20 protein-coding genes and 3 pseudogenes are annotated in these 20,098 nt (G+C 73.2%); 13 read left to right on the top strand and 10 right to left on the bottom strand.

Annotated features, from left to right (window positions below; all coding sequences use genetic code 11):
• Positions 1–282, bottom strand: a pseudogene (locus Ae331Ps2_RS33660) (IS5/IS1182 family transposase); the annotation flags it as partial.
• 11 nt (positions 283–293) lie between these two features.
• Between Ae331Ps2_RS33660 and Ae331Ps2_RS27280 the strand changes: the two are divergent.
• The 6 genes from Ae331Ps2_RS27280 (at position 294) to Ae331Ps2_RS27305 (ending at position 5,894) form a co-directional block, all read left to right on the top strand.
• The gene (locus Ae331Ps2_RS27280) at positions 294–860 is read left to right on the top strand and encodes an ABC transporter permease (protein WP_254849631.1); all 567 of its coding nucleotides are present in this window, start codon (positions 294–296) and stop codon (positions 858–860) included.
• Entirely contained in the window at positions 853–1,923 is a 1,071-nt protein-coding gene (locus Ae331Ps2_RS27285; protein WP_371335537.1) for an ABC transporter ATP-binding protein, read from the top strand. Before Ae331Ps2_RS27280 ends, Ae331Ps2_RS27285 begins: the two co-directional genes overlap by 8 nt.
• Positions 1,920–2,726 carry an ABC transporter permease gene (locus tag Ae331Ps2_RS27290; RefSeq protein ID WP_075305688.1) on the top strand — a complete coding sequence of 269 codons (807 nt, stop codon included), beginning with the start codon at positions 1,920–1,922 and terminating at the stop codon, positions 2,724–2,726. The genes Ae331Ps2_RS27285 and Ae331Ps2_RS27290 overlap by 4 nt, the downstream gene beginning before the upstream one ends.
• Positions 2,727–2,781: 55 nt before the next feature.
• Positions 2,782–3,753 (top strand): glycine betaine ABC transporter substrate-binding protein, encoded by a 972-nt coding sequence (locus Ae331Ps2_RS27295; RefSeq protein ID WP_226359235.1) that lies wholly within the window; start codon positions 2,782–2,784, stop codon positions 3,751–3,753.
• A 200-nt stretch (positions 3,754–3,953) separates the two neighbouring features.
• Positions 3,954–4,928, top strand: coding sequence for a glycine betaine ABC transporter substrate-binding protein (locus Ae331Ps2_RS27300; protein ID WP_075305687.1), 975 nt, complete (start codon positions 3,954–3,956; stop codon positions 4,926–4,928).
• Positions 4,929–4,931: 3 nt separating this feature from the next.
• Positions 4,932–5,894, top strand: a complete 963-nt coding sequence (locus tag Ae331Ps2_RS27305; RefSeq protein WP_075305686.1) for a DNA polymerase domain-containing protein — start codon at positions 4,932–4,934, stop codon at positions 5,892–5,894.
• On the opposite strand, the gene Ae331Ps2_RS27310 is transcribed toward Ae331Ps2_RS27305, so the two are convergent.
• Together Ae331Ps2_RS27310 and ligD are read right to left on the bottom strand one after the other, a co-directional pair.
• Positions 5,895–6,089 carry a hypothetical protein gene (locus tag Ae331Ps2_RS27310; protein ID WP_075305685.1) on the bottom strand — a complete coding sequence of 65 codons (195 nt, stop codon included), beginning with the start codon at positions 6,087–6,089 and terminating at the stop codon, positions 5,895–5,897.
• Positions 6,090–6,181: 92 nt separating this feature from the next.
• Positions 6,182–7,207, bottom strand: a complete 1,026-nt coding sequence (gene ligD, locus Ae331Ps2_RS27315) for a non-homologous end-joining DNA ligase (RefSeq protein WP_371335536.1) — start codon at positions 7,205–7,207, stop codon at positions 6,182–6,184.
• Positions 7,208–7,242: 35 nt separating this feature from the next.
• Here ligD and Ae331Ps2_RS27320 point away from each other — a divergent pair, with 35 nt between their 5' ends.
• Both Ae331Ps2_RS27320 and msrB read left to right on the top strand, forming a co-directional pair.
• The gene (locus tag Ae331Ps2_RS27320) at positions 7,243–7,524 is read left to right on the top strand and encodes a hypothetical protein (protein WP_075305684.1); all 282 of its coding nucleotides are present in this window, start codon (positions 7,243–7,245) and stop codon (positions 7,522–7,524) included.
• 60 nt (positions 7,525–7,584) lie between these two features.
• A complete protein-coding gene (gene msrB / locus Ae331Ps2_RS27325) occupies positions 7,585–8,037 on the top strand; it encodes a peptide-methionine (R)-S-oxide reductase MsrB (protein WP_020625557.1) in 453 nt (150 codons plus the stop codon).
• 40 nt (positions 8,038–8,077) lie between these two features.
• Here the strand turns inward: msrB and hemQ are convergent, their stop codons facing one another.
• Genes hemQ through hemE form a run of 3 tightly spaced genes read right to left on the bottom strand, consistent with a single transcriptional unit; the run spans position 8,078 to position 11,376 of the window.
• On the bottom strand, positions 8,078–8,773 hold the full coding sequence (hemQ, locus tag Ae331Ps2_RS27330) for a hydrogen peroxide-dependent heme synthase (protein ID WP_075311599.1): 696 nt from the start codon (positions 8,771–8,773) through the stop codon (positions 8,078–8,080).
• A 33-nt stretch (positions 8,774–8,806) separates the two neighbouring features.
• Positions 8,807–10,285, bottom strand: coding sequence for a protoporphyrinogen oxidase (hemG, locus tag Ae331Ps2_RS27335; RefSeq protein ID WP_075305683.1), 1,479 nt, complete (start codon positions 10,283–10,285; stop codon positions 8,807–8,809).
• Positions 10,282–11,376: a uroporphyrinogen decarboxylase gene (hemE, locus tag Ae331Ps2_RS27340; RefSeq protein WP_075305682.1), complete on the bottom strand. Its 1,095-nt coding sequence runs from the start codon at positions 11,374–11,376 to the stop codon at positions 10,282–10,284. The genes hemG and hemE overlap by 4 nt, the downstream gene beginning before the upstream one ends.
• Positions 11,377–11,471: 95 nt before the next feature.
• Here hemE and Ae331Ps2_RS27345 point away from each other — a divergent pair, with 95 nt between their 5' ends.
• The 3 genes from Ae331Ps2_RS27345 (at position 11,472) to Ae331Ps2_RS27355 (ending at position 14,339) form a co-directional block, all read left to right on the top strand.
• Positions 11,472–12,092: a DUF3000 domain-containing protein gene (locus Ae331Ps2_RS27345; RefSeq protein ID WP_043280122.1), complete on the top strand. Its 621-nt coding sequence runs from the start codon at positions 11,472–11,474 to the stop codon at positions 12,090–12,092.
• Positions 12,093–12,417: 325 nt separating this feature from the next.
• Entirely contained in the window at positions 12,418–13,071 is a 654-nt protein-coding gene (locus Ae331Ps2_RS27350) for a response regulator transcription factor (RefSeq protein ID WP_139318988.1), read from the top strand.
• Between the two features lie 86 nt (positions 13,072–13,157).
• Complete coding sequence (locus Ae331Ps2_RS27355) at positions 13,158–14,339, top strand: ribonuclease D (protein ID WP_249265391.1); 1,182 nt, start codon at positions 13,158–13,160, stop codon at positions 14,337–14,339.
• 24 nt (positions 14,340–14,363) lie between these two features.
• Here Ae331Ps2_RS27355 and Ae331Ps2_RS27360 read toward each other — a convergent pair whose 3' ends face one another.
• The 4 genes and pseudogenes from Ae331Ps2_RS27360 to Ae331Ps2_RS31510 all read right to left on the bottom strand — a co-directional run.
• Positions 14,364–15,530, bottom strand: coding sequence for a cell wall metabolism sensor histidine kinase WalK (locus Ae331Ps2_RS27360; RefSeq protein WP_233147499.1), 1,167 nt, complete (start codon positions 15,528–15,530; stop codon positions 14,364–14,366).
• Positions 15,531–15,534: 4 nt separating this feature from the next.
• Complete coding sequence (locus Ae331Ps2_RS27365; protein WP_043278510.1) at positions 15,535–16,212, bottom strand: response regulator transcription factor; 678 nt, start codon at positions 16,210–16,212, stop codon at positions 15,535–15,537.
• Positions 16,212–18,152, bottom strand: coding sequence for a 1-deoxy-D-xylulose-5-phosphate synthase (dxs, locus tag Ae331Ps2_RS27370; RefSeq protein ID WP_020624028.1), 1,941 nt, complete (start codon positions 18,150–18,152; stop codon positions 16,212–16,214). Before dxs ends, Ae331Ps2_RS27365 begins: the two co-directional genes overlap by 1 nt.
• 287 nt (positions 18,153–18,439) lie before the next feature.
• A pseudogene (locus tag Ae331Ps2_RS31510) lies at positions 18,440–18,577 on the bottom strand (IS5/IS1182 family transposase); the annotation flags it as partial.
• Between the two features lie 51 nt (positions 18,578–18,628).
• Between Ae331Ps2_RS31510 and Ae331Ps2_RS27375 the strand changes: the two are divergent.
• The gene (locus Ae331Ps2_RS27375; protein ID WP_075308805.1) at positions 18,629–19,600 is read left to right on the top strand and encodes an IS30 family transposase; all 972 of its coding nucleotides are present in this window, start codon (positions 18,629–18,631) and stop codon (positions 19,598–19,600) included.
• 189 nt (positions 19,601–19,789) lie between these two features.
• A pseudogene (locus tag Ae331Ps2_RS27380) lies at positions 19,790–20,098 on the top strand (ATP-binding cassette domain-containing protein); the annotation flags it as partial.

Here is a 20,098-nt window from a genome sequence, read left to right on the forward strand (position 1 = left end):
CAGGGCTCCGTGCAGGCCGGGTGCGGCCGCGGCGAGGACGTCGATGCCTTCGTGCAGGTAACGGTAGGCCGTTGCAGTGCTGATCGCGTTGTCACCGGCCAAACATCGGACCCGGGTAGCATCACAGAACCAGCGGATCACCAGCACTGCCTGGGCGAACGGGGTCAACGCCCGCCGCCGGGTGCCACGTCGACGGCGTTGAAGGACCAGGAGCCGCGCCAGATAGGCCACGGTGCGCTCCCCGATCGGGAGGACAGCGGTGTAGGTGACAGGATCAGACATGCAGGACCTCGGTGACGGTGTCGATCTGTGCTGGACCGAACCGATCTACCGGGGTCCTGCCCCGTTCCCGCTCATCTCACCACCCTCGGCGTGTCGCCACGACCTGCCACCCCGCTACTGAGAACACCTCACTGTTCGGCCTGCTGCAGCCGATCCTGGGGCTCGGCGTCACGCCGTCGCTGACGGCCCTGACGATCTACGCGATCTACCCGGTGCTGCGCAACGTCGTCGCCGGGCTCTCCTCGGTGGACGACGCCGTCCTCGAGTCCGCCCGCGGGATGGGGATGGGCTCGGTCCGCCGGATGGTCACCATCCAGCTGCCGCTGGCCTGGCCGGTGATCCTGTCCGGCATCCGGGTCGCGGTCCTGATCATCATCGGTATCGCGGTCGTCGCCGGCGCCATCAACGGCCCTGGCTTCGGCTCCTCGCTCTTCCTAGGCCTGCAACGGCTGGGATCGGTCAACTCGTTCAACCAGGTTCTGGCGGCCACGCTCGGCTGCCTCGTCGTGGCTGCGGTCTACGAGGTCGTCTTCTGGATCGTGCAGCGCTTCACCACCCCGAGGGGGATCCGTGTCTGATTCCGGCAAGCCGATGATCGCTCTCGAAGGCATCAGCAAGACCTATCCGAAGTCCACCACCCCGGCCGTGCAGGAACTCGACCTGCAGGTGCCCGAGGGCAGCATCTCGATGTTCATCGGGCCGTCCGGCTGCGGCAAGACGACCACGCTCAAGATGATGAACCGGCTCATCGAGCCCACCACCGGTCGCATCCTGCTCGACGGCGACGACGTCACCGACGTCAACGCCGACGAGCTGCGCCGCCGCATCGGCTACGTCATCCAGCAGGTCGGCCTGTTCCCGCACTTCACGATCGGTGACAACATCGCCGTCGTCCCGAAGATCCTCGGGTGGGACCGCAACCGGATCGCCGCCCGGGTCGACGAGCTCCTGCACCTGGTCGGGTTGGAGCCCAAGGACTACCGCGACCGCTACCCCCGCCAGCTCTCCGGCGGCCAGCAGCAGCGTGTCGGCGTCGCCCGCGGACTCGCCGCGGACCCCTCGGTGATGCTGATGGACGAGCCGTTCGGCGCCATCGACCCGATCACCCGCGAGCGCATCCAGGACGAGTTCCTGGAGCTGCAGCAGATCGCCAAGACCATCTGCTTCGTCACCCACGACCTCACCGAGGCGGTCAAGCTCGGCGACCGGATCGCGGTGTTCGGGCCTGGCGGCACGCTGCAGCAGTACGACACCCCCGACATGATCCTGACGCACCCGGCCAACGAGTTCGTCGCCGAGTTCGTCGGCGCCGGTGCCGCGGTCCGGCGGCTGTCGCTGCTGGAGCTGTCCCGCCTGGAGCTGCAGCCGGTCGACCTCGACGGCACCGCCGCCAGCAACGGCTCCCCCACCTACGAGGCCGACGCGCAGGGCCGCCCGGTGCGCTGGGCCTACCTGCCGGGCACCGCCGACCTGCCCAAGCTGGTGACGGTACCGCGCACCGGGACCGTCTACGACGCCGTCGACGTCATGCTCGACTCCCAGACCGAGCTGGTCGGGGTGGTCGACGAGCAGCAGAAGCTGCAGGGCGCGCTGTGGTGGCGCGACCTGGTCGAGGGCCTCACGACGAAGGCCGGTTCGTGAGCGCCCCCGCCGCCGAGGAGACCGGCGCCGGCGCGCCGTCCGGGTCGTCCTCGGCCGAGCCGGTCGTCCGCCGGACCCGGCGGCTGGACCGGTCGCTCATCGTCAACCCGCTCATCGCCGTCGTCGGTGTGGTGCTGGTGCTGCTCTACGCCGCCTCCCAGGGCCTCGACGACGTCGAGGCCTCGGTGATCAACGCGAGCTCGCTCGGGGAGCGGCTCGGGGAGCACCTGGTGCTGACCGGGCTGTCCACCCTCGTCGTGATCATCGTGGCGATCCCGGCCGGCATCGCGATCAGCCGCCCGTCCGCCCACCGGATCCAGCGCCCGATCCTGGCGTTCACCGGGTTCATGCAGGCCCTGCCCGCGTTCGGCGTGATCGTCCTGCTCGCGTTCTCCCCGCTCGGGCTGGGCCTGCCCACCGCCGTCGTCGCGCTGGCACTGGCCGCGCTGCTGCCGGTGCTCACCAACACCGTCGTCGGGCTCCAGCAGGTCGACAAGGCGCTGATCGAGGCGTCCCGCGGCGGCGGGATGTCGGCGCGGCAGACGCTGCTGCGGGTCGAGCTGCCGCTGGCGACACCGGTCATGGTCGCCGGCGTCCGCGTCGCGCTCGTGCTGAACGTCGGCACCGCGGCCCTGGCGACCTACGTCGGCGCCGGCGGTCTCGGCGAGCCGATCAAGGGGATGCTGGAGCTCGGCCGCCCCACCGGAACCCTCGTCGCCGCGACCATCGTCGCCGCGCTGGCCCTGATCGTGGACTGGCTCGCCGGTCTCGCCGAGTACGCCGTCCGCCGCAACGCCGGCTGACGCGGGCCCCCGCTCGCCCCCGAATCCCCGCAGTACCGCATTCCCTGGAGGACACGTGAAGTTCGGACGATCCCGGCGTCTCGCCCTGACGGCGATGGCCGCCGCGGCGGCGCTCGCCCTGGCGGGCTGTGGCGGCCTGAGCGGCAGCGGCCCGTCGGCCTCCGGCGGCTCGCTGGCCCAGGCCGGCGACCTGAGCGGACAGAACTACGTCGTCGGCGGCAAGAACTTCGACGAGCAGCTGGTGCTCTGCCAGATCACGGTCGCCGCGCTCGAGTCGGCCGGCGGCAACGTCACCGACCGCTGCAACACCGGTGGCACCGACGTCACCCGCCAGGCGCTGCTGGCCGGGGACATCAACATCTACTGGGAGTACACCGGTACCGCCTGGGCGTCCTTCTTCAAGGAGACCCGCCGGATCACCGACGACAACGAGCTCTACAACCTCGTCGCCCAGCGCGACCTGGAGCAGAACAAGATCCAGTGGCTGGACAAGGCCAACTTCAACAACACCTACGCCTTCGCCATGACCGAGGCGAAGTCCCAGGAGCTCGGCATCACGACGCTGTCGCAGATGGCCGACTACATCAAGTCGGGCCGGGCACCGGCGGGTTCGATGTGCGTCGAGACCGAGTACAACTCCCGTGACGACGGCCTGCGCGGCCTGGAGAAGACCTACGGCTTCACCGCCCAGAACCCGCAGGTGCTCGCCACCGGCGTGATCTACCAGGCCACCGCGGACAACAAGTGCCTGTTCGGCGAGGTCTTCACCACCGACGGCCGCATCCCCGGCCTGAAGCTCAAGGTCCTCGACGACGACAAGCGCTACCACGTCACCTACAACGCGGCACCGACCATCCGGGCCGACGTCTACAACGCCAACCCCGCCGTCCGGCAGGTGCTGGCGCCGATCGCCCAGGCCCTGGACTACAACACCATCCTGGACCTGAACGGCAAGGTGTCCTCCTTCGGCCAGAACGAACGCGACGTCGCGCGTGAGTGGCTGACCCAGAAGGGCTTCATCGGCTGAGGTGTCCCCCGGTACGCCCGCCGCGACCCCGCCCCGGATCCACCGGGTGCGGGGTCGCGGTGTCCCGGGGTCGCGGTGTCCCGGTGTCCCGGTGTCGCGGTGTCGCGGGTCGATCACCGTGCGCGCGTGAACGTTGCGCCGGGGGACGGTTCGTGATCGGCTGACCGGACCATGCCCTCCCGGCGAACCAGGACGATCCCGTGAGCCCCTTCCTCGGCCGCAGGCTGCGGACGCTGGTCCCGGCCCTGCTCGCCGTCGCGCTGCTGGTGGGCGGTTGCACCGGCCTGGCCGGCGGCGGGCCACGGGCGTCGGCCGGGTCGCTCGCCCCCGGCGTCGACCTGTCCGGGCGGACCTACGTCGTGGGGTCGAAGAACTTCGACGAGCAGCAGATCCTGTGCCAGATCTCGATCGCGGCGCTGGAGTCCGCCGGGGCCTCGGTGACCGACCGGTGCAACATCGGCGGGTCCGACGCCACCCGGCAGGCGCTGCTGTCCGGGGACATCTCCACCTATTGGGAGTACACCGGCACGGCATGGGCGTCGTACCTGCGCGAGACCCGCACCCTGCCCGACGACCAGGTCCTCGCCGAGCTGCGCCGGCGCGACCGTGTGCAGAACGGCGTGGTGTGGCTGGACCGTGCCCGGTTCGACAACACGTACTCCTTCGTCGTCGACGGGGCGACGGCCGCCCGGCTGAACCTGAACACGATCAGCGACATGGCCGCCTACGTCCGCTCCGGCCAGCCCGGCGACGTCTGCGTCGAGACCGAGTACGCCTCCCGCGCCGACGGCCTCGCCGGGCTCCAGCGCGCCTACGGTTTCGAGCTGCCCGGCGAGCGGCGCAAGACCCTCGACCAGGGCGTCATCTTCCAGTCGACGGCCGACGGCGTCTGCCTGTTCGGCGAGGTCGCCGCCACCGACGGCCGCATCCCGGCGCTGGGCCTGAAGGTGCTCACCGACGACCGCGGCTACCACATCACCTACAGCGCGGTCCCGGTCTTCCGGGCCGACGTGTTCGACCGGGCCCCGCAGGTCGCCGACCTGTTCGCCCCGATCACCGCGGCCCTGGACCAGCAGACCGTGCAGCAGCTCAACGGCCGGGTCTCCGCAGGCGGGCAGAGCCCCCGTGACGTCGCGCGGGCCTGGCTGGCCGAGCGCGGGTTCATCGGGAGCTGAGCCGTGGCGCGCCGGCAGGTCGACGAGGTCCGCGACGGGGTGGAGCTCACCAGCCTCGACGCCGAGGCCTTCGACGGCGCCGGCGTCACCAAGCGGGCCCTGCTCGACCACCTCGACGCCGTCGCCGACCTGCTGCTGCCCGCGCTGGCCGACCGGCCCCTGTCGGTGGTGCGGGCCCGCCCCGGCCAGGCGCCTTTCATGCAGAAGAACCTCCCGCGCGGGGCTCCGGACTGGATCCCGACCGTCGACGTGTGGGCGGAGTCGTCGCAGCGCACCGTGCACTACCCGCTCTGCCACGACCGCCGCACGCTGCTGTGGTTCGGCAACCAGCGCGCCGTCGAGTTCCACCCGACCCTCGTGCCGCACGGCGCGACGACCACCGGCGAGCTCGTGATCGACCTCGACCCGCCCGACGGCGCGGGGTTCGACCGCGTCGTCGCGGCCGCGCACCCGGTCCGGGCGGCGCTGGCCGAGCTGGGCCTCGCCGCCGCGGTCAAGACCAGCGGTGCGACCGGCCTGCACCTGGTGGTCCCGCTGTCCGAGCAGCTCCCGATCGACGACGCGTTCGCCGCGACCCGCGCGGTGTGCGCCCGCGCCGCGGCGCTGGCCCCCGACGTCGCGACGACCGCGTTCATCCGGGACGACCGCGGCGGGCGGGTCTTCCTCGACCCGACCCGGGCGGGCGGGGCCACCCTCGCCGCGCCCTACAGCCCGCGGGCCCGCCCCGGCCTGCCCGTGTCGTTCCCCCTCACCTGGGACGAGCTGGACGGGGCCTCGCCCGCCGACTTCACGGTGGGCACCGTGGCCGGTCTGCTCGACGGGCGCCCGACCTGGTCGGAGCTGCGGCCCGCACCCGCGTCCCTGCCGGAGGTGCTGCTCACCGAGGGCCGGGCGATCCCGGTGCCGCGGGTCGCGGCCATGCACGAGGGGAAGCGCCGCAAGCGCGCCCGCGAACGCGACGGGTGATCACTCGTCGACGTCGTCGCGGGCGCTCCGGTAGAGCCAGCGGTCGGCGTCGGCGAGCGGTCCGATCAGCACGTAGCCCCTGGGGCCCCCGCCGGGGTCGGACAGCTCGATCGTCCGCGGCGGACGGCCGGTGGCGTCGGGGTCGATGCGCACCTGCTCGCCCGCGTAGGGACCGTCGTCCAGGACCGCGTACATGGCAGGGGATTCTGCCACCGCGCCCGGCCCCCGGGCCGGTGCGCCGACCCGGCCCCGGTGATCTGGACGGTCGTCGGCGTGGCCGCGGTGGGCTACTGCTTGCGTGCCCGGCTGGGCTGCACCCGCAGCGGCTCGCCGGGCATCTTCGGGTACTCCGGCGGGTAGGGCAAGTCCCCCAGGCCGCGCTCGGCCTCGTCCTCGGCGTACCACTCCAGCGCCCTCGCGCAGCTCCCCCGCTCGTCGGCCATCCCGGCGTGCGGGTCCCCGTGGCGTTCCAGCAGACCGGGCACGGTGCGCAGGGTGAACGCCGCGGGGTCGACCTCGCCGAGGTCGTCCCAGGTGACCGGCATGGAGACGGTCGCGGCGGGCAGGCCGCGCACCGACCAGGCCGAGGCGATGGTGCGGTCACGGGCCGCCTGGTTGTAGCCGAGGAACACCCGCTCGCCGCGTTCCTCCTTCCACCAGTCCACCGTGGCCAGCTCCGGGATCCCCCGACAGACGCGCCGGGCGATCGCGATGACGGCGTGCCGGACCTGCACGAAGTCCCACTCGGGCCGGATCGGGCAGGCGACGTGCACGCCCCGCCCACCGGAGGTCTTGGCCCACCCGGTCAGTCCGGCCTCGGTGAGGACCTCGCGCAGCGTCTGCGCGACGACGACGGCGTCGCCGAAGTCGGTGCCCGGCTGCGGGTCGAGGTCGATGCGCAGCTCGTCGGGGTGGTCGGTGTCGGCGCAGCGGACCGGCCACGGGTGGAAGTCGAGGGTGTTGAGGTTGGCCGCCCAGGCGATCGTCGCCGGCTCGGTGATCGACACCGACTCGGCGGTGCGGCCGCTGGGGAAGGTCACCGTGCAGGTCCGCACCCAGTCCGGGGCGCCCTTCGGGACGCGTTTGACGAAGAACGGCTCGCCGTCCACTCCGGAGTTGAACCGCTTCAGGTTGGTGGGGCGGTCGCGCAGCGCGGACGCCATCGGCTCCCCCACCGCGACGTAGTACTCGACCACCTCGCGCTTGGTGATCCCGAGCTCGCCGAACACCACCTTGTCCGGGCTGGTCAGGCGGACCTCACGCGGCCCGTCCGGCCCGTCGACCTGCAGCATCACGACCTCACGGCTCGCCACCCGGCGAACCTACCCCCGGTGACTATCGTGTGCCCATGAGTTCCGACCGGTCCCCCCGGTTCGACGACGACCTGCTGGGCCTCGACCCGGAGGACCCGGAGGCGCGGGAGTTCGCCGCGCACCTGGACCGCATGCAGCGGCTGCCGTCGTGCTCGGTGGAGGGCTACATCCGCGGTGTCGGGGACTTCGCGGAGTCGGCGAACCGGCTGCGGGGCCCCCGGCGGGCCGCCGCGGTCGCGGTGACGGTGCTGCTGCTGCTCGTCGCGGCGTGGGTCATCGCGAACGCGGCCGGGTTCGTGGTCGCCACCTGGGTCTGACGAGCTACCCGGGTCCGACGACCGGCGGCGCACGACCGATCAACGGGTTACCGTGGATGCATGGGTCTGTTCAGCCGCAACACCACCGCCTCCGGGTCCGAGCTCCCGGCCCCGAAGGTGCAGAAGTCCGACGAGGAGTGGCGGGCCCAGCTGAGCCCGGCCGAGTACCAGGTGCTCCGCAAGGCCGGGACCGAGCGCCCGTTCACCGGTGAGTACACCGACACGACCACCACCGGCGTCTACCGCTGCCGGGCCTGCGGGGCGGAGCTGTTCCGCAGCGACTCGAAGTTCGCGTCGCACTGCGGGTGGCCGTCGTTCTTCACCCCGCTCGCGGGCGACGCCGTCATCGAGCGGGTCGACTCCAGCCTGGGCATGACGCGCACCGAGGTGCTGTGCGCGAACTGCCACGGCCACCTCGGCCACGTGTTCGAGGGCGAGGGCTACGGCACCCCGACCGACCTGCGCTACTGCATCAATTCCGTGTCGCTGACCCTGGAGCCCACCGAGGGCTGACACCGGTGCGGGGCCGTCGCGCGACGGCCCCGCACCCGGCTCACGGCAGGGACGCGACGAGGTCGCCGACCTCGACCCGCGGGCCGGTGTAGAACGGGATCTCCTCGCGCACGTGGCGGCGGGCCTCGGTGCCGCGCAGGTGCCGCATGAGGTCGACGATGCGGTACAGCTCGTCGGCCTCGAAGGCGAGGATCCACTCGTAGTCGCCGAGGGCGAAGGCCGGGACGGTGTTGGCGCGCACGTCCGGGTAGTCGCGGGCCTCCATGCCGTGGTCGGCCAGCATCTTCCGGCGCTCGGCGTCGGGCAGCAGGTACCACTCGTAGGACCGGACGAACGGGTAGACGCAGACGTAGCGCTTCGGGTCCTCGCCGGCCATGAACGCCGGGACGTGGCTCTTGTTGAACTCCGCCGGGCGGTGCAGCGCGGTCTGGCTCCAGACCGGCACGCTGGCCCGGCCGAGCGCGGTGGTGCAGCGCAGGTCGGAGTAGGCGGCCTGCAGCGACTCGATCTCCGAGGCGTGCCACCAGATCATGTAGTCGGCGTCGTGCCGCACACCGGCGAGGTCGTACACGCCGCGGACGGCGACGTCCTTGTTCGCGAGCGCGTCGAGGTACTCGGTGGCCTCGCGGGCGGCGGGGGCACGGTCGTCGCCGAGGCGGCCGGGCTCGACCCGGAAGACCGACCACATGGTGTAGCGGATGGTGTCGTTGATCGCTTTGACGTCCACGCGGGCCATGTCGGGCATGGTACGCGGCCGGTGAGGGTGCCCTCAGCGACCGGTCGGTGCGGGGGGCAGGGCCGCGGCGACCCGCTCGGCGGCGGACCGCGCGGTCGCCACACAGGCGGGGACACCGACCCCGTGCAGCATCGACCCGGCGACCTCCAGGCCCCCGACGGCGGCGACGGCCGACTCCAGCGCGTCGACGACCGCGCCGTGGCCGACCCCGTACTGCGGCAGACCGCCGCCCCAGCGCTGCACGAACGACGCGACCGGGACGGCGTCGACGCCGTCGAGGACGGCCAGGTCGGCGCGGACGCGGTCGACGAGCTCGGCGTCGTCGACCTGCAGGCTCGCCTCCTCCCCGAACCGGCCGATCGAGGCCCGGATCCGGACCAGACCGTCCGCACCGAGGTGGGCCCACTTCGTCGACGCGTGGGTGACGCCCTTGACCGACAGCGGCTCGTCCGCGGCGACCAGACAGCCGGAGGTGCCGGGCAGTCCGGCGACGTCGGCCGCCCGGTAGGCGAGCGCGACGACCGCGGAGGAGGCCAGCTCGATCCGCCCGGCCGCCGCGGCCGCGGCCGGTACGACCGGCTCCAGCAGCCGGCGGGCGGCGGGCGCGGGGACGGCGAGGACGACGGCGTCGACGTCGAGTGCCTCGGGCGGCGGGACCGGGCCGAGAGCCAGCCGCCAGCCGCCGGGGCGGCGCTGCAGCTCCCGCACGGTGACACCGGTCCGCACCCGGGCCGCCGACGCGGCGACGAGTGCGGCGGTCATCTCGCGGTAGCCCCCGCGCACGGCACCGAAGACCGGTCCGGCGGCCACCGGCTGTGGCACCGCGGCGGGGTCGGCCCCGGAGCCCCCAGCGGCCGGCGTCCCGGCGGCGAGGGTGCCGCTGCGCTGGCCGGACGCGGCCATCCCGGTACTGGCCGCCTCGGTGAGCGAGCCGGCCCCCGCGTCGAGCGCGGCGGCGAGCGCCGGGACCGTGGCGCGCAGGCCGAGCCGGTCGACCCGGCCGGCGTAGACACCGCCCAGCAGCGGGTCGGCGATCCGGTCGACGACCTCCGGGCCGAACCGACGGCGCAGCAGCGCCCCGAGCGCGACGTCGATGCCGGGCTCCCACTCCAGCGGCGTGGACGGCTCGGCGGCGACCGCGGCCCGTCCGGCGTCGGACAGCACTCCCCCGAGGTCGGCGTCCCGGCCGGGTACGCCCATCAGGGTGCCGCGGGGCAGGCCGACGGTGCGGCCCCCGGCGCGGATCGTCGCCGTCGCCGCGGTGGGGTGGGTGAGCGCGCCCGCCAGCCCGATCTCGGCGAGCAGTGCGGGGACCTCGGGGCGGCGGGCGAGGAAGGCCTCGGCGCCGACGTCGAACGGCGCGCCCGCGAGGTCCACGGTGCGGAGCACCCCGCCGAGCCGGTCACGCTGCTCCAGCACGACGATCTCGGCCGACGGGCCGAGCAGCGTCCGCAGCCGGTGCGCGCACGCCAGCCCGGAGACACCGCCGCCGACGACGGCGACGCGGGTCATCGCGCCGGACGCTCGCCCGTCGGCCCGGACACGGGCTGGGCGTGCACCGTCTCGACGGTCCGGGTGATCACGTCCGGGTCGGTCGCCGGCAGCACACCGTGGCCGAGGTTGAACACGTGCCCGCGGGTGCGGGCGCCCTCGGCCGCGATCCGCACGACCTCGGCGTCGACGGCGTCCTGGCCGGCGAACAGCACGGCCGGGTCGAGGTTGCCCTGCACGGGCACCGCTCCCCCGGCACGGCGAGCCGCGACGTCGAGCGGGGTCCGCCAGTCGACGCCGATCACGTCGGCGCCGGCCTCGGTCATCGCGCCCAGGAGCTCCGCGGTGCCGACCCCGAAGTGGATCCGCGGCACCCCGGCCCCGGCGAGCGCACCGAGCACGGCGGCGGAGTGCGGCAGCACGAACTCGCGGTAGTCGCGCTCGGAGAGCGCGCCCGCCCAGGAGTCGAAGAGCTGGACCGCGTCCACCCCGGCGGCGACCTGCTGCTGCAGGAACGTGCCGGTGAGCACGGCGAGCTTGCCGAGCAGGGAGTGCCAGACCTCGGGGGCGGAGCGCATGAGGGACTTGGTCCGCTCGTGGTTGCGGCTCGGGCCGCCCTCGATGAGGTAGGAGGCGAGGGTGAACGGGGCGCCCGCGAACCCGATCAGCGGGACCCGGCCCAGCTCGGGCAGCAGCAGACCGATCGCCTCGGTGACGCGCGTCACCTGCTCCGGCGCCAGCTCGGGCAGGGCCGCGACGTCGGCGGCGGTGCGGACCGGCGAGTCCACGACGGGGCCGGTGCCCGGAACGATGTCGATCCCGATGCCCGCCAGGTGCAGCGGCACCACGATGTCGGAGAACAGGATGGCCGCGTCCATGTCGTGACGGCGGACCGGCTGCAGGGTGATCTCGCAGGTCAGATCCGGGGTGAGGCACGCCTCGAGCATCTCGTTGTCCCGGCGCAGGGCCCGGTACTCCGGCAGCGAGCGACCCGCCTGACGCATGAACCAGACCGGCAGCCGCGACGGCGTCGCGCCGCGCACTGCATCGAGGAACGGAGCGCCCGCGAGGTCGCGGCGGGCGGGGGGCGCGGAGACGATGCCTGCAGTCATGACCCCCGGATGATCCCACGCGGACGGGGCCGGTACTCGGGCGCCCCGGCGCGCCTGCCAGGTACGACCGGTATCGCACCCTAGAGTCCGACGCCGTGCCGGACCCGAACTCACCACCACCAGCAGCGTTCCGCAGCGCGGTCCGCTCGCTCGCGTCGGTCCGACCGCGCCCCGAGCTCGTGGTGCGGCCGCTCGAGGCCCCGCCCCGGCTCGCGCCGTACAGCTGGGCGACCAGCGTCGAGGCCGACATCGGGCACCGCGGCGACGGGACCGACGACCTCGACGAGCCGGACACCTCCGGCCGGCTGATCCTGCTCCACGACCCCGAGGGTCAGGAACGCTGGGAGGGCACCTTCCGGCTGGTCTGCTTCGTGCAGGCCCGGCTGGAGCCCGGCCAGCTCGGCGACGACATGCTGCCGCGCATCGGATGGTCCTGGCTGACCGACGCGCTCGACCACGCCGGGGCGGGCTTCACCGCCCTCGGCGGGACCGTCACCCAGACCTCGTCGGTCCGCTTCGGCGGGCTCAGCGCGGACGGTGGCGGCCCCGGCGACGCGCCCCCGCGGGAGGACGACGTCGAGCTGCGCGCCTCCTGGTCCCCCACGGAGAGCGACGGCGATCTGTCCCGACACGCCGTCGCGTTCGCGTCCCTCGTGTCGACCGCCGCGGGCCTGCCGCCGGTCGGCGCAGTGCCGTTGAGCCGATCGCCCGGCTGAACGTCGCAGGTCAGCGGCATGTGTCGGACATCTTTCACCCGGAGGGGTGGGACCGCGCCCACACGCATGTAACTTTCCGAGCCGGAAAGACGAATGCACACCAGACGTTAGGCCGCATGGAGGGATACCATCTCTGCCATGGCACCCGCCCGGGCGGCCGAGCGCCACTCTCCGTCCCTCGGGTTCCGGTGTTGGTCGGGGGCGTACGACCGACTCCAGGAAGGTTGACGACGTGGCTGTACTTGGCCAGCAAGTGCCGGCGCAGAGCTCCGGCAACACCACCCCAGGTGGCGCTCCGATCGGTGGAGCAGTGCTCTCACCTGGGATCGTCCCGCAGCCGCGGGAGGAGCTGTTCACGGTTCTCGTCGTGGACGACCACCCGCTGCTCCGGGAGGCGATCGCCGGGCAGATGCGCTCCATGGGAGCGGGCACCGTGCACGAGGCCGCCTCGGTGACCGAGGCGCGGGCACGCGCCCACGCGGCGGGCCCCTGCGACCTCGCGATCCTCGATCTGACGCTGCCGGACGGCAGCGGGCTGGACCTGGTCAGCGAGCTCCGCTCGCTCGGCTGGAACCGGCTGGTCGTGCTCGCCTCCTCCGACGACCCGTACGCGGTCCGCTCGGCGTTCCAGGCCGGCGCGCAGGCGTACCTGCTCAAGTCGGCGTCGCCGTCGGTCGTGACCGACGGTGTCAAGCGGGTGCTCGACGGCGGCGTCTACGCCGACCCGACGGTCGCCCCGCTGCTGGCCACCGGGTCCCGCGTGCCGGGCACCGACAACACCCCGCGGGAGCTCTCGGCCCGCGAGGTCGAGGTGCTGCAGCTCGTCGCGGACGGCCAGTCCAACAAGGAGATCGGTGAGGCCCTGAACCTCTCCGCCCTCACGGTGAAGAGCCACCTCTCCCGGATCGGCCGCAAGCTCGGCACCGGCGACCGCGCCCAGATGGTCGCGCTCGCCATGCGCGCGGGGGTCATTCGCTGAATCCCGGGACCGGCGCCGCCGGCGGTACGGACACGACCCGGCCGCCGGTCTCGGCGACTCCGGACGGTTCACCCGATCCGGTACCGCTGCTCCGTCCCGCCGACGGCCTCCCCCCGGTCACCGAGACCCCCGACGACCTCGCCCGCGTGGCGGCGGCGATCGCCGGGGGCAGCGGTCCGGTCGCCGTCGACGCGGAGCGTGCCTCCGGCTTCCGGTACTCCCAGCGCGCCTACCTGGTGCAGCTGCGGCGTGCCGGGGCCGGGTCCGCGCTGGTGGACCCGATCCCGCTGCGCGGCGAGCTGGGGCCGCTCGCCGAGGCCCTCGACGGGCCGGAGTGGGTGCTCCACGCGGCCTCGCAGGACCTCCCGTGCCTGGCCGAGCTGGAGCTGCGCCCGGCGTCGCTGTTCGACACCGAGCTCGCGGGCCGGCTCGCCGGGCTCCCCCGGGTCGGGCTCGGCCCGATGGTGGAGAACCTGCTGGGCCTCGGCCTGGAGAAGGGGCACGGCGCCGCCGACTGGTCGCGTCGCCCGCTGCCCGAGGACTGGCTGGTCTACGCCGCGCTGGACGTCGAGGTCCTCATCGACCTGCGGGACGTCCTGACCCGGATGCTCGACGAGCAGGGCAAGCTGGAGTGGGCCCGCCAGGAGTTCGAGGCGGTCCGCACCGCACCGCCGCCCGCGCCGCGCGCGGAGCCCTGGCGGCGCACCTCCGGCATCCACAAGGTCCGCCGCCCCCGGCCGCTCGCCGCGGTCCGGGAGCTGTGGCTGGCCCGCGACGCGCTCGCGGCCGAGCGCGACATCGCCCCCGGCCGGGTCCTGCCCGACGCCGCGATCGTCGACGCCGCGGTGCGCAACCCCGACTCCCCGCAGGCACTGGCCGAGCTGCCGGTGTTCCGCGGACGCTCCCAGCGCAGGCTGGCCCGGTACTGGTTCGACGCGCTGCGCCGGGCCGCCGAGCTGCCCGAGTCCGAGCTGCCGCGTGGCGCCGCGACCACCGACGGCCCCCCGCCGGTGTCGCGCTGGGCCGACCGGGACCCCGACGCCGCCGCCCGGCTCGCCGCCGCCCGCGCGGCACTGGGCACGGTCTCCGAGCAGCACGACGTGCCGGTGGAGAACCTCCTGCAGCCCGACCTGCTGCGCCGGGTCTGCTGGACCCCGCCCACCGACGGCGACCTCCCGGCCGCCCTGCGCGCCGGCGGTGCCCGCCCGTGGCAGGTCGAGCTCCTGACCCCGGTGCTCGAACCGGCCCTGGCCACCCGCGCCGGCTGAGCCCGGACCGGGCCCGCTCGCCGGTCAGCGGGCCAGCGCCGGGGCGCCGCCCGAGGGCACGGGGACCGTCGTGTCGTCGGGCAGCGCGACGTGCACCGCCAGTCCCCCGCCGGGGACCGCCTCGGCGTGCACGGTGCCGCCGTGCGCGGTCGCGACCGACCGCACGATCGACAGCCCCAGGCCGGATCCGCGGGTGTGGGCGGTACGGGCCACCGGGCCCCGCCGGAACGGCTCGAACAGCTCGGCCACCTTGTCCGGGGCCAGCTCCGGTCCCGACGACGCGACCCGCAGCACGACCTCCGACCCGGGCGTTCGGGTGCCGCAGCCGACCTCGATCCAGCCGCCGTCGCGGTTGTGCCGCACCGCGTTCTCCAGCAGGTTCGCCACCATCCGGCGCAGCAACGGCTCGTTGCCCCGGGTCGTCGCGGGTCGCGGGTCGGTCCGCACCACCAGTCCGCGGACGGCGACATCCCCGGTCACCGCCGCGAGCTCCGCGGCGACGAGCGCGGCCAGGTCCACCGGCACCCGGTCCGAGTCCTGCAACGCTCCCCCGGCCTCGGTACGGGCGAGCAGCAGCAGCCCGCTGACCAACTCGTCGCAGCGACGGCCCGCCTCACGGACCACCCCGGCCATCCGGCGCAGCTCCGCGGCGTCGGCGTCGGGGTCCTGGAGCGTCACGTCGATCTCGGTGCGGAGCACCGCCAGCGGGGTGCGCAGCTCGTGCCCGGCGTTGGCGACGAACCGGGACTGGGCGTCGAACGCGGCCTGCAGCCGGTCGAGCATCGCGTCGACGGCGGCGGCCAGCTCGGCGACCTCGCCGCGGGCCCCGGCGAGTGCCACCCGCTCGTCGAGCGAGCTCGCCGAGAGCCGTGACGTGGTCTCGACGACCCGGCGCAGCGGGTGCAGCACCCGCCCGACCAGCACCCAGGACGCGACCGCACCGGCCGCCACGACCAGGGGGAACGCGATCAGCCCGGCCCGCAGCACCTCGGCGCGCGCCGAGGCGGCGACCGCGTCGCGGGCCGTCTCGGCGGGCACCGCGACCCCGCCCACGAACACCGTCCCGGGCAGCGCCGGGGTGCCCGCGATGACCGCGCCCACCAGCATCCAGCCGAGCAGGAGCAGCAGCGCGGCGACGGCGGCGACGAGCGCCGTCGCGAGCAGCGTCAGCCGCGGCCGGAGGGCGCCCACCGCGTCACGCCGTGGGGGTCCCGTCGGCGGGCACCCGGTACCCGGCACCGACGACGGTGTCGATGAGACCCGGCGCGCCGAGCTTCTTGCGCAGGGTCATGACGGTGACCCGCACCGTGGTCGTGAACGGGTCGGCGTTCTCGTCCCAGACGCGTTCGAGCAGCTCCTCCGACGACACCACGGCACCACCGGCGGCGAGCAGGACCTCCAGCACGCCGAACTCTTTGCGGGTCAGCTCGACCGGGCGCCCGGAGCGCAGCACGGTGCGCCGGGCCGGGTCCAGCACGACGTCACCGGCCCGCAGCGTGGGCGGCACCGCCGGGGTCGCCCGACGGCCGAGCGCCCGGACCCGGGCGACCAGCTCGGGGAAGTCGAACGGCTTGGCCAGGTAGTCGTCGGCGCCGCGGGACAGGCCCTCGACCTTGTCGGCCGGGGTGCCCGACGCGGTCAGCATCAGCACCCGGGTCAGGCCGCCCGCGGCGACGAGCTCGTCGCACAGGTCGTCGCCGCTGCGGCCGGGCAGGTCCCGGTCGAGGACGGCGACGTCGTAGCGGGTCACCGACAGCTTCTCCGAACCCTCGTCGCCGTCGTAGGCGACGTCGACGGCCATCCCGTCCCGGCGAAGGCCGCGCACGACGGCGTCGGCCATCGCCGGCTCGTCCTCGACGACGATAACGCGCATCAGCGGGTGCGCTCCCGCCCGGGAACGGCCCCCTCGGGGGTCGAGGGAACCGCCGCGGCCGCCCACTCGGTGATCCGGCGGGCCATGTCCTGCTCGGTCAGCCCGCAGGTGGCGAGCACGTCGTCGCGGCTGCCGTGCTCCAGGTACTCCTGGGGCAGCGCGAGGTCGCGCTGACGCACGTCGACCTCGGCGGCGCGCAACGCGTCCGACAGCGCGGACCCGAACCCGCCGTGCGTGCCGCAGTCGGAGACGGTGACCACGAGCTGGTGGTCGGCGGCCAGGGTGAGCAGCTCACGCGGGACCGGCAGGACCCACCGCGGGTCGACGACGGTGACGTCGACGCCCTGGTCGGCGAGCCGCCGGGCGACGGCGACGCCGGACTCGGCGAACGGCCCGACGCAGACCAGCAGCACCTGGGAGCGCCCGTCGGACGGCTCGTGCAGCACGTCGACCCCGGCCCCGCCGTCGAGCCGGCGCAGCGCGGGGACCGAGCCGATGACCGAGCCCTTGGGGTAGCGCAGCGCGGTCGGGCCGTCGGTGACCGCGACGGCCTCCCGGAACTCCTCGCGCAGGGTCGTCTCGTCGCGCGGGGCGGCGACCCGCATGCCGGGCACGATGCCCAGCAGCGACAGGTCCCACATCCCGTTGTGCGACGGGCCGTCGCTGCCGGTGACCCCGGAGCGGTCCAGCACCAGCGTGACGCGCTCGCGGTGCAGGCCCACGTCCATCAGCAGCTGGTCGAAGCCCCGGTTGAGGAACGTCGAGTACAGCGCGACGACGGGGTGCCGCCCGGCCCGCGCCAGCCCGGCGGCGGTGGTCAGCGCGTGCTGCTCGGCGATCCCGACGTCGACGATGCGGTCCGGGTGGGCGGCCGCGAACGGGGCGAGACCGGTCGGGCCGAGCATCGCCGCGGTGATCGCGACGACGTCGGTGCGCCGTGTCCCGAGCGCCACCATCTCCTCGGCGAACACGTCGGTCCAGCCGGTCACCGGGGTGCCGGTGGGCAGACCGGTCTCCGGGTCGAACGCGGCCGGGCTGTGCATCTGCTCGGCCTCGTCGTTCTCCGCGGGCGGGTAGCCGTTGCCCTTGCGGGTGACCGTGTGCACGATGACCGGCCCGCCGAAGCGCTTCGCCCGGCGCAGCGCGGACTCGAGCTGGCCGATGTCGTGGCCGTCGACCGGGCCGAAGTACTTGAGCCCCAGGTCGGAGAACAGCTCCTGCGGGGACAGGGCGTCCTTCACCCCGGCCTTGAACGCGTGCAGGCCCGCGTAGAGCGCGGGCCCGACGACGGGGGTGCCGCGGACGGTGCGCTTGCCGGCCTCGAGCACGCGCTCGTAGCCGGGCTGCAGCCGCAGCGACGCGAGCCGGTCCGCCAGCCCGCCGATGGTCGGCGAGTAGGAGCGGCCGTTGTCGTTCACGACGATCACGACGTTGCGGTCCGCACCGGCCGCGATGTTGTTGAGCGCCTCCCAGGCCATGCCGCCGGTCAGCGCACCGTCGCCGATCACCGCGACGACGTGCCGGTCGACCCCGGTCAGCGCGTGCGCGCGGGCGATCCCGTCGGCCCAGGACAGCGACGACGACGCGTGGCTGGACTCCACGTGGTCGTGCTCGGACTCGGCGCGGCTCGGGTAGCCCGACAACCCGCCGGTCTTCTTCAGCCGGTCCCAGCCCTCCTGACGGCCGGTCAGCAGCTTGTGCACGTACGCCTGGTGGCCCGTGTCCCAGATCAGGGTGTCCTGCGGGGACTCGAAGACCCGGTGCAGGGCGATGCTCAGCTCCACCACGCCTAGGTTGGGCCCCAGGTGACCGCCGGTGCGGGACACCGCCTTGATGAGGAACCCCCGGATCTCGGCCGCGAGCGAGGCCAGCTCCTCGGGCCCGAGCCCTCGCAGATCGGCCGGGCGTCGGATCGCCGAGAGTCCCCGGTTCGTCGTCACGTACTGCCTCCTCGCCGCCGGCCCCGTTCGGGAGTCCTCCACGGCGGAGAGACCGCAGGGAGGACCGGCATCGACTCGGGGTCCCACTCTACGGACAGGTGGCCGAGGGGACTCGATGGCGCTGCCGGGCGCGGTGGGCGTCGTCACCCGGACGGTGCCCACCGCGTCCCGTGCTGCGACGCGGTACGTGCGCTGTTCTCACCAACCCCAGTTACGCATTGTCGATCTCCTTTCACACTCGAACCACCGTTGGTCGACACAATGAGGTGTTCTCAGTAGCGGGTTGATCATGTCGTGCGGTCGTACTCGGTGTGGAGTAGTACGAGCGCAGCTGCGGTGATCGCGCCGGTGCGCCAGGGACATAGCGTGACTCGCCGCAACGCGGCGAAGGTGGTCTTGAGCAGGGCGGGTGAGTTCTGCCGGTCGTAGCACTTGATCTTGGCGAGTTGGGCGGGACAGGATGTTCCGTGCGTGAAATGTTGATGTTGTCGGATCGGGAGGAGATCTCGAGGGGTCTGGCGGAAGGCTTGTCCTACAAGCAGATCGCCTCGGTGGTGGGTCGTGATCCGTCGGTGATCTCTCGTGAGGTCCGTCGCCACGGCGGACGCCACGAGTACCGGGCCGCGGCAGCGCAGGAACGGGCCCAGGCGGCGCGGGCGCGCCCGAAGCAGCTCGCGGTGGACCGCTATCCGCGGTTGCGCGGGATCGTGCACGCTCTGCTGCGTCGTGGCTGGTCACCGGCCTCGATCGCGGGCCGGTTGCCGACCGAGTATCCCGACGATCAGGCTTGCCGGGTGTCTCACGAGGCGATCTACCAGTGGATCTATGCCACCCCGGTGTCCACCCTGGCCCGCGAGCTGCTCGCACTGCGCTCCGGGCGCACCACTCGACGTGGCGGACGGAAGCCACCACCGGCTCCGCGGATCAAGGACCCCGTCTACATCGACGAGCGCCCCGTCAACGCCGAGGGGCGTGTGGTGCCCGGGCACTGGGAGGGTGACCTGATCATCGGCAAGGACGGCAAGACCGCCGTCGGGACCCTGGTCGAGCGCACCTCCCGGTTCCTCGTGCTCGTTCCGCTGCACGGGCGCGACTCGCTGACCGTCGGCCGTGGGGTCATCGCCGCCACCAGTGGCCTGCCCGCCCACATGCGGGCCTCGCTGACCTGGGACTGCGGGGCGGAGATGGCCGGCCACGCCGCCGTCACCAAGGGGTCGATGCCGGTGTACTTCGCCCACCCGCACTCGCCGTGGGAACGCGGCAGCAACGAGAACCTCAACCGCATCGTGCGCGAGTACTTCCCGAAAGGCACGGAAATCACCTCGGACCCGAAGTATCTGGCGATGGTGGCTTGCGATATCAACGACCGACCCCGTAAGATCCACAACTGGAAGAAGCCCTCCGAGATATTCGCCGAACTCGTTGAGCTAGATGCTTCGACCGCCTGAATTCGCCCTGTGCTCGCTAGTGGTCATCGTCCAGCGTCGCCGGAGAATTCGATCTTGGGTCTGCGGATTCAGCGGTATCGCTGTTGCCCGCCCGTGCCGGAAACTCCGAGTGCGATTGGCCGACTCTTGATCGGGCTCTGGTCATAATCGCGGACATGAGCTGACCGCTATTCTCACTACGGTGATCCCATGATCGATTCGTACGTCCATGTCGACGGTGCCCGCGAGAACAACCTGAAGAACGTCTCTGTGGACATCCCGAAGCACAAGATCGTCGTGTTCACCGGTGTCTCGGGATCGGGCAAGACGTCGCTTGTGTTCGACACGATCGCTGCGGAATCGCAGCGACAGCTCAACGAGACCTTCACGGCATTTCAGCGCAACCGGCTGCCACGGTACGGCCAGCCGGACATGGACTCCATCGAGAACCTGTCGGTAGCGATCATCGTCGATCAGAAGCGCATCGGCGGGAACTCCCGATCCACGGTCGGCACGATC

This window comes from Pseudonocardia sp. Ae331_Ps2 (assembly GCF_001932405.1).
Taxonomy (GTDB): domain Bacteria; phylum Actinomycetota; class Actinomycetes; order Mycobacteriales; family Pseudonocardiaceae; genus Pseudonocardia.